Origin of the sequence: Streptomyces sp. NPDC003300, assembly GCF_040610915.1 — a bacterium.
Classification (GTDB): domain Bacteria; phylum Actinomycetota; class Actinomycetes; order Streptomycetales; family Streptomycetaceae; genus Actinacidiphila.
On record NZ_JBEXNE010000004.1, the window covers coordinates 322,643 to 336,669 of the forward strand.

The following is a 14,027-nucleotide window of genomic DNA, read 5'->3' on the forward strand; positions in this document are numbered from 1 at the left end:
CTAGCAGTGGGGCAGACCACCAGGCGACATCCAGAACCTCTGGTCACCATCCACGTACGGCCCGTAGGTCCAGCCGGGGCCCCCGGAGGAGGTATATACATCGAGGTAGGTGCCGTTCACCATGATCCCCGAGGTGCGGTACCAGACGTCGCCGGTGGTGCCGACGGTGCCGCCGGACACCCAGCAGTCCACGTAAGCTTGCTGCCCCGGCGCGAGGATGAGGCCGTCGATCTTTTTGGAGTCCGCCCGGGGGGAGCTGTAGACCCCCGCGTGGTACTGGGTGATCAGCGTGGCCATCTGCGGGTTGGAGTCGTGAACGTTCGGATTCGGATCCGCAGACGCCTGCGAGGACGCGCCGAGGATCGATGCCCCAGCCAACACAAGCGCGCCGAGAGCCGTGATCACACGAGCCATTGAGTGTTTCTCCCAGTCCTCATAGTTGTCAGTATCCGGCGATGGGTGATGCATCCCGCTCGGATGCCGTGCGGGGCCGTGGCCCGGCCACCAGGCGGCCCAGCCGACTGTCACCCTGTTAATCGAGGCTAAGAGCTTCCGTCCTGGATCCGTCCTAGATCCGTCCTTGCGCACTCGTCTGGCGGGGCTGGTGCTGGCGGGCTGCCAGCCGAAGTCCGATAGCGCGAACGGGAAGGTGCCCGCGCGGAGCGCGGGTGTCGCCCGCTCCATCAGCAGCGGGTCGGCGCTGGGGGCGCTGGCGAAGCTCGCGGTGAAGCCGGACGGGCCGATCTCCGGCTACGACCGGATCGCCGACTTCGGCGCGGCGTGGACCGACGGCCAAGGCGCGTCCGACGGCCAAGGCGCGTCCGGCGGCCACAACGGCTGCGAGACGAGGGACGACATCCTGCGGCGTGATCTCACCGAGGTGAAGCTCGAGGGCAGGTGCGAGGTCGAGTCCGGTGTCCTGAAGGACCCCTGCACCGGCCGGACGATCCGCTTCACCCGGGGCCGGAAGACGAGTCCGGCGGTGCGGATCGACCATATGGTGGCGCTCGGCAACGCCTGGCAGACCGGCGCGAAGGCGCTGTCGAAGCCGGTGCGCGAGCAGTTGGCCAACGATCCGCTGAACCTGACCGCCGCGGACGGCCCGGCGAACGACGACAAGGGCGACGACGACGCCAGCGGTTGGCTGCCGCAGGCAGCGGCCGGATTCCGGTGCGAGTACGTGGCACGGCAGGTCGCGGTGGAGACGAAGTACAAGCTGTGGATCACCTCGGCGGAGAGGACCGCGATGGGCAGGAACCTGGGCGGCCGCCGCGGCCAGGTGCTGCCCACCGAGTCCAGCCACGAGGTCGCGCTGAAGTCCTGACCTGCAAGCCCTGGGGCTTCGGTCGACCGGGTCGAGCGCTACGACCCGCCGAAGTCACCGGCCGTCGTCGTGGAACGCGGGCGCGGCGGTCCGGCGCGGCGCCGGTGCCACGTCCGGTTGACGGATCAGGAGCAGGCCTCGCTGCGGCGCCGGGGCGGGCTGGCGCCGACCCCCACGGAAAATTCGGTCTGGTGACCGGGGTGCTCATAGATTCTGCCGCGGCCCCCTCGCCCAGGACGAACCCTCGTGTGCCCTTTGGGAAGGGACGGCAGACTTCCTGCGCGGGCCGGTCGTAGATCCCCACCGACGCCCCGAGCCGCATCTCTTCGCCGTCGAAACCCACGTCGGCGGCGGTCACAATGACGTCGGTGGCGTCGCCGCAGGTGAGCAGGCGCTGAGGTCGGCCCGGGTCGCGGCGTGGACGACCGCGACCCGCTCGCCCGGCAGCCAGCCGCGGGCCAGGGCGTCGCAGACCGCGTCGTCGGCAGCCGCGAACGCGGCCCGCACGTAGCGGGTGTGGCCCACGTCGGGATCTCCTCCCTCGGGTACGCGCGCGAACCAGCATGGGTCGGGGAACCGTCCGCCGAGACTGGGATGCAGGCGGGCGCTGGAATGGTGGTGCGCAGGGGTCGGCCGGCCGGTCAGCGGCCGGGGCGGTCCAGGGTGGCGCGGTGGCCGCGGGCGACGGTCACGCCATGGCGGCCGTCTGCGCCGTGCGCGTCGCTGCTGCTCCCGTAGCCGCCGTGCTCGCCGCCGTCATCGGGTGGGCAGCAGGTCACGGTGTTCGTGACGGTGGCGTGCTGGTGGTGTGCCGTGAGGGTGGTCTCGTACGGCAAGGGCAGGTCCACGGGCGTGCCGTCGATCTCGGTGATTTCGGAGCGGGTGAGCGTGCAGGCGTCGTTGCCCAGGTGGACCTGTTCACCGATCGTCACCTGGTCGCCCACTGTGTAGCCGGGGCGGGCGACGCCCCAAGGCTGCGGTGTCGGTGACGCGGTGTCGGGGCCGGTGAGGGTGAGCTGGGCGTCGAGGCCGTCGGGTTGGGTGCCCTCGGGGTAGAGGTGCCCGTCGACGTCCCACTCCTTGTCGACGGTCAGGTCGGCTTCGCCGTCGTCCTCCGCGGGCCGGTTGTAGACGGTGCAGGTGACCGCGTCCTGGCGGGGAGCGTCGACGGCGAAGCCGGGGCCGGCCGCAGACGCGGTGTTCTCCACCGGTACGCGCCGGCCGGTGTCGAGGTCGGTGCACACCGCGTTCTGGCCGCCCTGGGTGACCAGCTGGTATCCGGGGTGCTGGATCTCGTCCACCGTGACGTCAGCAGAGGGGTTGGCGCCGTAGCCGGGGGTGAAGGTGACCGTGCCGGTGCCGTCGGCGGTGGTGGTCTGGGAGTCGGGCAGGCCGGTGACTCCCGGTGTGGTGGTGGAGGCAGCGAAGGTCCACCCCGGGCCGGCCGGAACCGAGCCGGTCACGTCTTCGCCGGTGGTGTCGGCCGGTGTGATCTGCTTGACCACGTTGATCGTGCCGGTGCACTTGTCCACTGCCAGGTCGTGCAGTTGGCGGCCGGCCTGGCCGAAGTCAGCGGTCTGGAAGTAGTCCGCGGCCACGGTGTTGGACCCGTCGAACGCGGTCGGTCCGGAGATCGCCCGCAGGTTCAGCCCGGACACCCCCGCGACGCCGCTGCCCACACCCAGCGCGATCACCCGGGTGTCCTTCGCCTTCACGGAGTTGGCGGAGAAGACGCCGTTCTCCACGTCAATGAAGTGGGTGTTCGACCCGTCGCCCCGGCGTTCGCCGAAACGGGTCGGGTTGCCGTCGGTCAGTACCACGGTCGCGTCGTAGTGCTCCGGTGCCTGCGCCACCGCCCACAGCGCCTGGTCCCAGTTCGTGCCCTTGCCCAGCGTCCAGTCGGCGTACAGGTCCTTGAAGGAGTCCGCTCCGGCCTGCGTGGACACCGAACGCAGCTGCGGATAGTTCACGCCCACGCTGGTGGACGGCGACGCCTCGTCGAAGGAGAACAGCGCCATCCGCGAGGGCGTGCCGGTCAGCGCGTCGGTGAAGGCGTCCGTCGCGGCCTTCAGCGCCGGCAGCTGGCTGCCGACCGACGCCGACAGGTCGAGCACGACCGCGACGTCCAGACCGCACGACGGCGGCAGCGGCGGATTGTCCCGCGAGGACTGCCATACCCCGCCCGACCGTGTGGGCAGCCCATTGTTCGAGCTGTACATGAACTCGCGCGTCGACCGGTAGGTGTTCCCCGCTTGCAGCGGCGGGGTCTGGAACCGGTAGGGCGAGGCCACCGACCCCGAGCCGCTGCCCGGTCCGGTGCGCAGCACCGGGTTGGTGTACCACCCGGTCGGCGCCGCCGTCTGGCGCACCGTCATCACCGCGGCGTGGTTCGCCTGGCCCGCGGCGGTGTCCGGGACGACGAAGCTGCAGTCCCCCTCGGCGTCGGACGTGCACCGGGCCCACGCCTGTCCGATTGGATCGGTCGCGTCCGGACTCGCGTACAGCGCGAGGCCCACTCCTGCCAGCGGCGCCGCCTCGTCCTCAGAGACCCGGTCTCCCCCGGTCCGCACCGTCACCACGCTGCTGTCCGAACCAGGTGCCGGCACAAAACGCGCGGCCTGTGGGCTCGTTGCCGCGGCAGTCACCGGAGCGGCGGCCAGTACCAGCGCGCTCAACGCGATCCAACACAACCTCTGCCTCATCGGCCTCTCCTCGACGACCAGCCACCGCCCACTGCGGCAAACCGGGATCAAAGGCACCCTAGGCACGCCGTCGGCGACCTCCGCCCGGACGCGCCCAGCACACGGGGCACACCAGCCACACGGGTCACACCGGCGACGGCGGCTACCAACTACGCCGGGGGATCCGACCAGCACCGAAGCCCGACTGTCCGCGATCCTGGAGGGCGCCGTGCGCCGGCCGTGATCCGCGCCTCCTGGACCGCCGCCGCACCGGCAGGTGACGGCGCGGCCGCGGCGGTCGTCGATGTGGACCTGGCGGCCGTGGACGTCGCTGCGACCGTCCACATCCACCGCGAGCACCTCCGCCACCGGCACCTGCTCGCCGAGGCCCGCCGCGACCCCGCCGCGACCCCGCCGCGATCCCGCCGCGACCCCGCTGCGACCCCGGCGCGGCTCCGGCGCGCTCTGGTGCGGAAAATGAGCCGCGTTGCTCGATATGGCCATGTTTCGAGCTATTGTGCTCACGAATGGGACTGGCTAGCCTGCGCTGCGCAGTGATCGGGCCGTCTCAGCGGGGCCCCGCCCGGCCCTGGGATCGGATACTGAAGGCCATGTCCGTTCGACAGCCGCACCATCCAATGCAGCGACTCGACGCTGCTCACCAGGAGGAGCACCATGGCTGAACAAGGGATGCCTCGAAGGCGTTTGCTCGCCGTCGGCGGAGCGGTCGGCGTGTCGGGTGCGCTTTTGACGAGTGGTCAGTCGGCTGCTCGCGGCGAGTCGCGCGCGACCGGGCAGCCGGGGAACGGTGCGACCGGAGCCCCGGCGCCCACGCGGTTCGAGGACACCGTCGACAGCGTCAGACTCATTGTGTCGGCCGCGGCGAAGGCCCCGGGCTACACCGTGGTCGTCACCAAGTCGCCCTTCCAGATCACCACACTGCGCGATCGCAAGGTGGTGTTGCAGACCGACGCGGGCTCGTCCGCGTCGTCGGGGTCGGGCCCCGCGGTCTTCCGCACGGCCCAGGGAGCGTGGGCGACCGCCACGTCCGTTACGAGCGCGCGGTGGAGCGACGGTGTGCTCGTACTGACGCTGGCGACCACCGTACCCGGCAGCACCGTGACCTACCGGATCACTCCGGCCGCTGACCGGTACCGGATGACCTGGTCGGTCCAGGGACAGGTGGCCGCGACCAAGGTGGCGAGCCATTATCTGGTCGAGTCGGCCGGTCACTGGTACGGGCAGGGCGAGGCGGTGACCGCGACCGGTGCGCCGTACATCGACCAGCCGTGGCCGTTGGACTCCGGCAAGGTCCGGGACAAGACGATGGCGCCCGCGGAGTATCTGGTCACCGAGCCGTTCTGGTTCACCCAGCGGGGCACCGGCTTGTGGGTCGACACCGAAGACGTCATGGATGTGTCCATCAACGACGCGCAGCAGGGTGTCTTCGGCTACACGCTCACCCAGAGTTCCACGATGGACGCCACCGTCTTCGTGGAACGCAACGCCAGAGACGTCTATGAGAACTACATCGGCATCACCGGCACGCCCGCCAAGAGCGACGCGTCGGGCGCGCAGTACGCCAAGCCGTTGTGGAACTCGTGGGCGCAGTTCTACTCCGCCGTCTCACAGGACTCGCTGCTGGGCTGGGCCAGGAGTCTGCACGACGCGGGAGTGCCGGGGCACACGGTCCAGATGGACGACGGCTGGATGAGCCATTACGGCGACTTCACCTTCAACAGCAAATTCCCGGCGCCGAAGGCGATGTCCGACGAGATCCACGCGATGGGATACGACTTCGGGATCTGGGTCACGCTGTGGATCAACACCGACGCCGACAACTTCTCCTATGCCGCCGACCACGGCTACCTCCTGAAATCGCGGACCGACCCGGCCGAACCGGGCCTGGTCAAGTGGTGGAACGGCACCGCCGGCATCGTCGACATCGCCAATCCCGAGGCCCGCGCCTGGTATGTCGGGAACCTTCAGAGCCTGCGGCAGGACTACGGCGTCGACGGGTTCAAATTCGACACCCGCTTCTACGACGAGACCTGTGCGCCGTATCCCGGTCACACCGCGCTCGACTACCTCAAGCTCGGCGCGGAACTGTGCGACCAGTTCGACCTGCAAGGCGCCGGCGTACGGATCCACTGGACCGGCTCGCAGCGGTACGGCTTCGTCACCCGGCAGATCGACAAGGGAACAAGCTGGGTCTCGCTGCGCGCGGCGGTGGCGCAGAACCTCTCGATCAGTACCGTCGGCTACCCCTTCGTCGAGACGGACATGATCGGCGGTTCACTGAGCAAGGCCCCGCCTGCCAAGCAGGTGCTCGTGCGGTGGGCGCAGGCGGCGTCGCTGATGCCGCTGATGTACTCCTCCACCTCGCCGCTCGGAGTGTCCAACGCCTACGGCAGCCAGAAGTACGATCAGGAGACGGTCGACCTCTACGTCGCCGCGGTCCAGGCTCACGAACGCCTCGCGCCGTACATCGAGTCGCAGGCCGAGCGGGCGGTGCGCACCGGGGAACCGATCATGAAGCCGCTGTTCTTCAACTACCCGCAGGATGAGGCGGCCTACACGATCGCCGACCAGTGGCTGCTCGGCGACTCGCTGATGGCCGCGCCCGTCCTCACCGATCAGACGCGGCGCGACATCCATGTCCCGCCGGGCCAGTGGTACGACGTCCTGCACCGGAGGACGATCCACGGACCCGCCGAGCTGACGGGCTACGCCGCCGACCTGAGCCGGACCCCGGTGTTCGTCCTGCTGGGCACGCACGACACCGACGCCCTGATGCATGCCGTCTCCCGATGACGCGTCTCCGCGGGGGGCGCTCATCGGCGCAGTGTGGATGAGGGCCGTGCCGATTCACCACTGGGTTTTCGCGTGCAGTTGGCCGTCGGCGTGCGTGAGCGGGTGGCCCGGTGCCGCGCCACGGCAATGAGGCCGGCCCGGAGTCGCGGGTGGGGACTTGGGCGACTCCGGGCCGGCTCGTGCGCGGGGGAGAGGGTCAGCCCTTGGCGCCCTTGGGGATTGCCTTCAGGGTGGAGAGGTCGCTGCGCAGGACGTCCTTGCAGTAGGAGACGTTGCCGGTGTTGTCGACGTACTTCGCCGAGACCCAGTTCGAGTTGTCGCGCAGCAGGTACCAGACGTCGTTGCCCGCGATGTTCTGGGCGCGGACCTTGCAGCGCAGGCCGACCTGCTGGTGGTAGCGCAGCGAGCCCTTGACGGACGAGTCCGTGCTCGGGAACTGGCGCTGGACCACGCCGTCACCGGCGACGACCGTGCCGTACGGGCGGGCCGGGGTGGCGGTCGGGGCGGCGGCCTGGGCGGCCGTCGCGCCGAGCAGCGTGGTGCCGAGTACGACGGCGGTGGTCAGCGCGCTGGCGCCGGTGATGATGCGGCCTCGGAGGGAAGGAAGAGCAGCGAATGTCGCCAAGGGACTTCTCCTGTTCCTGATGTGCAATGACACGCATGGGCACCGCTGAAAATACGCCGGACAATCTCCAACAACTAGGATAAATTGCCACGTTGGGCCGAACGTGCGCAGTCCTCACCCGTCTGCGGGTGCCGCCGCCACCCGGACGGCGGCCTGTGCGCGCAGCGGGTCCGCCGCCGGGGGGCCGGTCCAGAGGTGCTAGAGGCGCTAGAGGTTCTAAAGGTTCTAGAGGCGCTAGAGGTTGTAGCCGCCCGAGACCTCGATGGTCTGGGCGGTGACCCAGCGGGACTCGGGGGAGGTGAGGGCGGCGATCATGGGGCCGATGTCGGCGGGTTCGCCGAGGCGGCCGAGCGCGGTCTTCGCGGCGAGGGCCGGGATGACCTCGGGGAACTGGGTGAAGGCGTCGTTGGCGATGCGGGTGCGGGTGGAGCCGGGGGAGACGGCGTTGACCCGGATGCCGCGCGGGCTGAATTCCTTGGCCATGTAGCGGGTCAGGACGTCGAGGCCGCCCTTCATCGAGGCGTAGACGGAGTAGCCGGGTTCGAGGCCGGCGGACGCGGTCGAGTTGCTGCTCGTGTTGACGATGGCGCCGCCGTCGGCCATCAGGGGGAGCAGCTTCTGCGTCAGGAAGTACGGACCCTTGAGCAGGACGCGCATGAGCCGGTCGAAGGTCTCCTCGGTGGTGTCCTCGATCAGCGAGGTGAGGGAGAGACCGGCGTTGTTGACCAGGGAGTCGAAGGTGTCGCGCTGCCAGGTGTCGTGCAGTACGGCGGCCACGGTGTCGCGGAAGGCGGTGAAGGTGCCGGCCTCGCCGACGTCCAGGGGCAGGGCGACGGCTGTGCCGCCCGCCTTCTCGATGGCGGCGACGGTCTCCCGGCCGCCGGCCGGGTTGTTGGCGTAGGTCAGGATGACGCCGGTTCCGCGTTTGGCGATCTCGATCGCGGCGCTCTGTCCGATGCCGGAGCTGGCCCCGGTGACGATGGCGACGTTCATGGTGGTCCTCCAGAAGGGGGTGGGCTTACGCGGCCGGGTGGGCTTACGTGACCGGGCCGGATTACGTGACCGGGCGGGATCACCCGGCCGGGCGGGCCTACGCGGACAGGACGCGGGCGAGCCAGTCGGTGCGGGTCCTGCGAGCGGTGGCCGCGATACGGGCCTGCGGGTACAGCGCGTCGAAGCCGTGGAAGCCGCCCGCCCAGACGTGGAGCTCGGCCTGGCCGCCGGCCGCCCAAATCCGGGTGGCGTAGTCGGTGTCCTCGTCGCGGAAGACCTCGGCGGAACCGGTGTCGATGTAGGCGGTCGGCAGATTCGACAGGTCGTCGGCCAGGGCGGGCGATACGTACGCGGGTACGTCGTCGCCGACGAGGCCGCCGAGCAGGCAGCTCCAGCCGAACTCGTTCATCTCGCGGGTCCATACGCCGGGTTCGTTCGCGTACTGGCGGCTGGAGGCGCTGGTGTTGCGGTGGTCGAGCATGGGGCCGATCAGCACCTGGGCGGCGATGGCCGGGGCCTGCCGGTCGCGGGCCGCCAGCGCCACCCCGGCGGCGAGGCCGCCGCCCGCGCTGGCACCCGCGACGACGATACGGGCGGGGTCGATGCCCAGCTCGGCCGCGTGCTCGGCGACCCAGAGCAGCCCCTGGTAGCAGTCCTCGACGGGGATCGTGCCGCCGGACTCCGGCGCGAGCCGGTACTCGACGGTGACCACGACGGCGCCGCACGCGTCGAGCCACTCCAGCGGAATGTCTATCTGGGAGAAGCGGTCGCCCATGACCATCCCGCCGCCGTGCATCCAGTAGACGCAGGGCGCCGCGGTGGTACGGCCGCCGGTGGCCGCGGGGCTGAAGACCGACAGCGCGATCGGCTCGCCGTCCCGGCTCGGGACGGTCACCTCGCGGCGTTCGATCGCGCGCCCTTCCAGGAGCGGTTCGACGGGCGCCGAGGAGAAGGGGCGGACCTGCGCGAGCACCTCCGGGCTGAGCCCGGACACCAGCGGCAAGTCGGCGAGCAGGTCGTGCAGTTCGGGGTCGAGGCCGGGGCGGGGCGTGGTCATGGGCGGTGCCTTTCTCAAGAGGTGGAGATGGTGGTGGCGGCGGACTGGCGCATCAGAAAGCGGGAGCCGACGGATGAGCCGGTAAGCGGGAGCCGGCGGATGGGAGGTCGGAGCAGGCGGATCAGAAAGCGGCCTTGCCCCGCACCGGCACGTAATCCGTGTAGTCGGACTCCTTGGCCAGCAGCGGGCCGATCCGCGCCACGATGGCCTGCGCGGCCTCGCCGGCGAAGACGCGGTGGTGGTCCTCCTCGCTGGTCCAGCCCTCGGTGACGTGGACGACGTCCGGGTCGGAGGCGGAGCGGGAGACGAGGTAGACGACGCAGTGCTCGCTCGCGCCGGGGCTGCCCTCGTCCAGACCGGTCAGCAGCAGCTCGACGAGCTGGTCGCTCATTCCGGCCTTGGCGGTCAGCGTGGCGTTGAAGCCGTAGTTCGCGTTCATGGAATCCTTCTTCTCTCCGTTGGAGTGCGGTGATTCCATTGAACCGCTCTGACCTGTGGAAACGTTAGAACGTTCCTCGCTCGTACTTGCACGATCCTCGCGGCCACGGGAGCCAGGGCACGGTGGGGTGGTGCAATGGACGTATGACCCGTGAAGAACACCTGGACGAGCTGCGCGCCCTGCTGGCACGGCACGCGCCGCGCTCCGGCTGGACCACCGCCATCGACGGCGTCCTCGTCTCGAAGGTCGACCGCCCCGACCCGCCCGCCCCCTCGATGTCCGGCACGGTCCTGGCGGTCATCGCCCAGGGCGCCAAACGCCTGGCCCTGGGGGAGCGGGTCTTCGAGTACGGGGCCGGGCAGTACCTGATCGCGTCCGTGGATCTGCCGGTCACGGGACAGTTCCTCCAAGCCGACGCCGAGGAACCGGCGTTGGGGTTCGGCCTGGTCCTCGAACCGTCCGCCGTCGCCGAACTGCTGCTCCAGGCCGGGCCTGGCAACTCCCCCCGCACCGGGGGCGGTACGCCGTCGGGCATCGTCGTCAGCGACGCGCCGCCCGCGCTGCTCGACGCGGTCGTCCGGCTGCTGCGCCTGCTCGACGAGCCGCACGACCGGGCCGTCCTCGCGCCCCTCGTCAAGCGCGAGATCCTGTGGCGGCTGATCACCGGCGAACAGGGCGCGGCGGTACGGCAGTTCGGTCTGGCCGACAGCAGCCTCAGCCATGTCTCGCGCGCCGTGCGCTGGATCCGCGAGCACTACGCGCAGCCCTTCCGCGTCGAGGACGTGGCGCGGCAGTCCGGTATGAGCGTGTCCGCCTTCTACCGCAACTTCCAGGCGGTGACCGCGATGAGCCCGATCCAGTTCCAGAAGCAGATCCGGCTCCAGGAGGCCCGGCTGCTGCTCACCACCCACCCGGGCGACGTCACGGGGGTCGGGCAGCGCGTCGGCTACGACAACCCCTCGCAGTTCAGCCGCGAGTACCGTCGCCAGTTCGGCGCGCCCCCCAGCCGGGACGCCGCCCGCCTGCGCCGTACCGTCCGTACCGTCCGCACCCCGGCGGGCGTCCTCCCCTGAGCGGGGAAGCCGCCGGGCCGGGGCGCGGCGGGATGACCCCCGGGTGAGGGCGCTCACCCCAACGGCGTGAGTCAGGGCGCCTGTTGGACCCAGGGCAGCGTGAAGGCGGCGAAGACGATGCCGCCCGTGTCGCCGATTTCGTAGAGGTCGGCGATCGAGCCGCCCTGGAGGACGGCCAGGGTGGAGTAACCGGCGGCCTTGGACTTGATGAGCGCCTGGTGGGGCCAGGTGGCGCCGTCGTCCTGGCTGACGCGGACGGTCAGTTCGGAACGGGCGGTGGAGGCGTTGTTGCTGAGGAGCGCGACCGAGGTGGTCGTGGGGGCTCCGTTCGCGCCGAGTTGGGAGGGCTGGAGGTAGGAGATCTCGTCGGCGTTGCAACCGGGGTCGACCAGGCCGGAGTTCCAGGCCGGGCCGAACGCGCTGGCGACGTCGGTCGCTCCGGCCGGGGAGGCGTCGCCCGCGGTGGCGTACCAGCGGTTGCCGCCCGCGTTGGAGCGGAGGTTCTGGACGACCTTGCCGTTGCCGCGCTGGACGACCTTGCTCTCGTTGACGCCGGTCGCCGCCGCCGGTCCCGCGTGCCAGGTGGCGCCGTGGTCGTCGGAGTAGATGTCGCCCGCGTGGTCCACGCCGTTCTCGCGGTACACGATGGGCTGCACCAGCCGCCCGCTGGCCAGTTGGGTGCCGTGGCCCGAGGAGGCGAAGAGTCCGGCCCAACCGGTGCTCTTGACCTGGGGGTTGAGGTCGACGGGGGCGCTCCAGGTGGCGCCGTTGTCGGTCGAGGCGATGTAGCGGATGTGCATCGCGGTCGTGTCGGTCGCGGAGTTGGAGCCGGCCGCGGAACCGTAGTAGCCGATGCCGGGCGCCGGCGAGTAGTTGATGAAGGCGAACACCTTGCCGTTCGCGCCGACGGACCGGTCGACGAGCAGGCTGCTGTCCCCGTATCCCTCGTGCGTGGTGGGCGCGTGGGCGACGACGGCGGGCGCGGTCCAGGTGGCGCCGCCGTCGGAGCTTCGGCGCAGGGCGACTTGGATGTTGTTGCTCGCGCCGCCGAGGTCGGCGCTGCTGTCGACCCGCGCGTCGGCCATGGCGATGACGGTGCCGCTCCTGGTGACGGCCATGGCCGGGATGCGTACGGAGGCGGCGGTGCCGGTGTACGTCTCGTACGTGCTGCCGTCCGCCGAGAGCCGGTTGAGGCCGCTGATGGGCGTGGCCGGGCTGAACAGCGTCTGGGCGTTCAACCCCGGTGTGCCGGAGGCCAGTCCGCAGGTGGCGGTGCCGGATTCGGTACGGCTGTAGCCGGTCGGCGTGGTCGTGGTGAACGTGTACGGCGTGCCGTTGGCGACCGTCCAGTACAGCGAGTCGTCCGAGGCTCCGGCGGCGACGGTCCTGGTCCAGGGGGAGCCGCCGCGGCCGGGCCAGGCGACGGTGAAGGTCTGCTGGACGGGGGAGCGGTTGACCAGCGTCACGCGCAGGGCGTGAGTGGCGGGCGGTGAACCGTCGGCGGCGCGCGGGCAGTCCATGCCGACCTGGGAGCCCAGGGCTCCGTCGCAGTTCAGCGTGCCGGACAGGGTCGTGTCCAGGCCCTGGGGCGTGGTGACGCGGAAGGAGTACGCCGTGCCGCTCGCCTTGGTGAAGAACAGGTCCGAGCGGTCGCCCGCCGCGACGGCCGGCGTCCAGGTGCCGTTCCCCGGCCACGTCACGGTGAAGGTGGTGCTCGCGGCGGTCGGATTGCCGAGGGCGACCCGTATACGGCTGCTGACGCAGTCCTGGCTGACGACGGCCGTCTGGGCACCCGGGGTGGCCGGGTACCCGGGCGTCGCCGTGGCCAGCGGTGCGGCCGCCGCCGCGACGACGACCGTCAGGGGGAGCAGCGTCCGGCGGACCGCCCGCGCCGCTCCCCTCCGGGCCGATCCCCTCCGGGTCGAACCCCTCCGCGCTGATCGGGCGTACGGAGACACGGGCGGCACGACCGGTACGGACGGCACGGATGCCACAGACAGCACGGGTGCCACGGACGGTACGGGCACTTCGGGGGAGGCGGGCGGCAACGGCGGCGGCACAGGGGACTCCTCAGCTCGCGGCGGACACCGCGCTCGACAGGACGTACCTCAGGTATGACACCTGACGAACGACATCAGATGTCTGCTGTCGAGGGACCCTAGGGCCGGGGTCCGACCCCGTCAAGATCCGGAGCGCCGCCTCGGCGCGATGACCGCACGCTCCCGTGCCTCCGGCGTCCCCGCCTTCCCCTCCGCCGCCGCCCGCGCCTCGGCGATCCGCCGCCGGACCGGCGCGTAGTGGTCGGAGACGGCCGCGGCGAAGGCCGCCGCGTCCCGGTCGCGCGCGGCCTCCACGATCCGGTGGTGGTGGTGGACGGTCTCCACCTCCTCCGCCCTGCTGATCCCGGTGAGCTGCGGGGCCACGACGATGTAGACGTCCCAGAACGCCGCGGAGAGCTGGCCGATCAGTTCGTTGCCGAGCGGCGCGACCAGAAGGGCGTGGAAGGCCCGGTCGGCCTCGACGAAACCCGTCCCGTCGCCGCTGCCGGACGCGTTCATGTCGTCCACCAGCGCGGCGAGGGCGTCCAGGTCGGCGGAGTCGAGCGCGGCCACGATGCGGTCGGCCATGCCGCGCTCGAACAGCTCGCGCATGTCGGCCAGCTCCAGCATGAGCTGCATGTCGTCGTCGCGGTCGAGCATGCCACGGAACGTGAGGCTTTCCACGAGCGCGGACAGTCCGAGGCGGCCGACGTAGGTGCCGTGCCCCCGGCGCACCTCCACGATGTCGAGGACGTCGAGGGTCTTCACGGCCTCGCGGACGCTGGAGCGGCTGGCGTCCAGGGCCTCGCACAGCTCGTTCTCGGTGGGCAGGACGTCCCCCGGACGGAGCCCATTGTCCAGGATGTAACGTTTGATGCCCTCGCTGACCTCGTGCATCAGCAGGCGACGACCCCGTCCGTTGCCCGCATCGCGAGTTCCGTCCACCTCTTGACCCCTCTCGTTCCAACGACTACGGTCCAAC

General features: G+C 70.7%; 12 protein-coding genes. 3 read left to right on the forward strand and 9 right to left on the reverse strand.

All coding sequences use genetic code 11. From position 1 onward, the window contains the following. Nucleotides 1-414, reverse strand: a complete 414-nt coding sequence (locus ABZX65_RS08575) for a hypothetical protein (RefSeq protein ID WP_355336294.1) — start codon at nucleotides 412-414, stop codon at nucleotides 1-3. A 166-nt stretch (nucleotides 415-580) separates the two neighbouring features. Here ABZX65_RS08575 and ABZX65_RS08580 point away from each other — a divergent pair, with 166 nt between their 5' ends. Then, entirely contained in the window at nucleotides 581-1,324 is a 744-nt protein-coding gene (locus ABZX65_RS08580; RefSeq protein ID WP_355336296.1) for an HNH endonuclease family protein, read from the forward strand. Nucleotides 1,325-1,678: 354 nt separating this feature from the next. Here the strand turns inward: ABZX65_RS08580 and ABZX65_RS08585 are convergent, their stop codons facing one another. Both ABZX65_RS08585 and ABZX65_RS08590 read right to left on the reverse strand, forming a co-directional pair. Further along, the gene (locus ABZX65_RS08585) at nucleotides 1,679-1,849 is read right to left on the reverse strand and encodes a hypothetical protein (RefSeq protein ID WP_355336298.1); all 171 of its coding nucleotides are present in this window, start codon (nucleotides 1,847-1,849) and stop codon (nucleotides 1,679-1,681) included. Nucleotides 1,850-1,965: 116 nt separating this feature from the next. Continuing rightward, on the reverse strand, nucleotides 1,966-3,894 hold the full coding sequence (locus tag ABZX65_RS08590; RefSeq protein ID WP_355336300.1) for a vWA domain-containing protein: 1,929 nt from the start codon (nucleotides 3,892-3,894) through the stop codon (nucleotides 1,966-1,968). Between the two features lie 843 nt (nucleotides 3,895-4,737). Here ABZX65_RS08590 and ABZX65_RS08595 point away from each other — a divergent pair. Then, complete coding sequence (locus ABZX65_RS08595; protein WP_355336301.1) at nucleotides 4,738-6,819, forward strand: glycoside hydrolase family 31 protein; 2,082 nt, start codon at nucleotides 4,738-4,740, stop codon at nucleotides 6,817-6,819. 196 nt (nucleotides 6,820-7,015) lie between these two features. On the opposite strand, the gene ABZX65_RS08600 is transcribed toward ABZX65_RS08595, so the two are convergent. From ABZX65_RS08600 to ABZX65_RS08615, 4 genes are all read right to left on the reverse strand, one after another. Continuing rightward, entirely contained in the window at nucleotides 7,016-7,444 is a 429-nt protein-coding gene (locus ABZX65_RS08600) for an SH3 domain-containing protein (RefSeq protein WP_355336303.1), read from the reverse strand. A gap of 234 nt (nucleotides 7,445-7,678) precedes the next feature. Then, the gene (locus ABZX65_RS08605; protein ID WP_355336305.1) at nucleotides 7,679-8,437 is read right to left on the reverse strand and encodes an SDR family oxidoreductase; all 759 of its coding nucleotides are present in this window, start codon (nucleotides 8,435-8,437) and stop codon (nucleotides 7,679-7,681) included. Between the two features lie 97 nt (nucleotides 8,438-8,534). Continuing rightward, nucleotides 8,535-9,494: an alpha/beta hydrolase gene (locus tag ABZX65_RS08610; RefSeq protein WP_355336307.1), complete on the reverse strand. Its 960-nt coding sequence runs from the start codon at nucleotides 9,492-9,494 to the stop codon at nucleotides 8,535-8,537. A gap of 121 nt (nucleotides 9,495-9,615) precedes the next feature. Then, nucleotides 9,616-9,933, reverse strand: a complete 318-nt coding sequence (locus ABZX65_RS08615; protein WP_355336309.1) for an antibiotic biosynthesis monooxygenase — start codon at nucleotides 9,931-9,933, stop codon at nucleotides 9,616-9,618. A gap of 143 nt (nucleotides 9,934-10,076) precedes the next feature. On the opposite strand from ABZX65_RS08615, the gene ABZX65_RS08620 reads away from it, so the two are divergent. Continuing rightward, nucleotides 10,077-11,006, forward strand: a complete 930-nt coding sequence (locus tag ABZX65_RS08620; protein WP_355336311.1) for an AraC family transcriptional regulator — start codon at nucleotides 10,077-10,079, stop codon at nucleotides 11,004-11,006. Nucleotides 11,007-11,077: 71 nt separating this feature from the next. Here the strand turns inward: ABZX65_RS08620 and ABZX65_RS08625 are convergent, their stop codons facing one another. After that, on the reverse strand, nucleotides 11,078-13,009 hold the full coding sequence (locus ABZX65_RS08625) for an exo-alpha-sialidase (RefSeq protein ID WP_355336312.1): 1,932 nt from the start codon (nucleotides 13,007-13,009) through the stop codon (nucleotides 11,078-11,080). Between the two features lie 177 nt (nucleotides 13,010-13,186). Next, on the reverse strand, nucleotides 13,187-13,942 hold the full coding sequence (locus ABZX65_RS08630) for an FCD domain-containing protein (protein ID WP_355336437.1): 756 nt from the start codon (nucleotides 13,940-13,942) through the stop codon (nucleotides 13,187-13,189). Nucleotides 13,943-14,027: the final 85 nt, after the last annotated feature.

Bases quoted from the DNA above. Each gene is read 5' to 3' on its own strand.
- ABZX65_RS08575 (WP_355336294.1), bottom strand. From the start codon at position 414: ATGGCTCGTGTGATCACGGCTCTCGGCGCGCTTGTGTTGGCTGGGGCA.
- ABZX65_RS08605 (WP_355336305.1), bottom strand. From the start codon at position 8,437: ATGAACGTCGCCATCGTCACCGGGGCCAGCTCCGGCATCGGACAGAGC.
- ABZX65_RS08610 (WP_355336307.1), bottom strand. From the start codon at position 9,494: ATGACCACGCCCCGCCCCGGCCTCGACCCCGAACTGCACGACCTGCTC.
- ABZX65_RS08615 (WP_355336309.1), bottom strand. From the start codon at position 9,933: ATGAACGCGAACTACGGCTTCAACGCCACGCTGACCGCCAAGGCCGGA.
- ABZX65_RS08620 (WP_355336311.1), top strand. From the start codon at position 10,077: ATGACCCGTGAAGAACACCTGGACGAGCTGCGCGCCCTGCTGGCACGG.
- ABZX65_RS08630 (WP_355336437.1), bottom strand. From the start codon at position 13,942: ATGCACGAGGTCAGCGAGGGCATCAAACGTTACATCCTGGACAATGGG.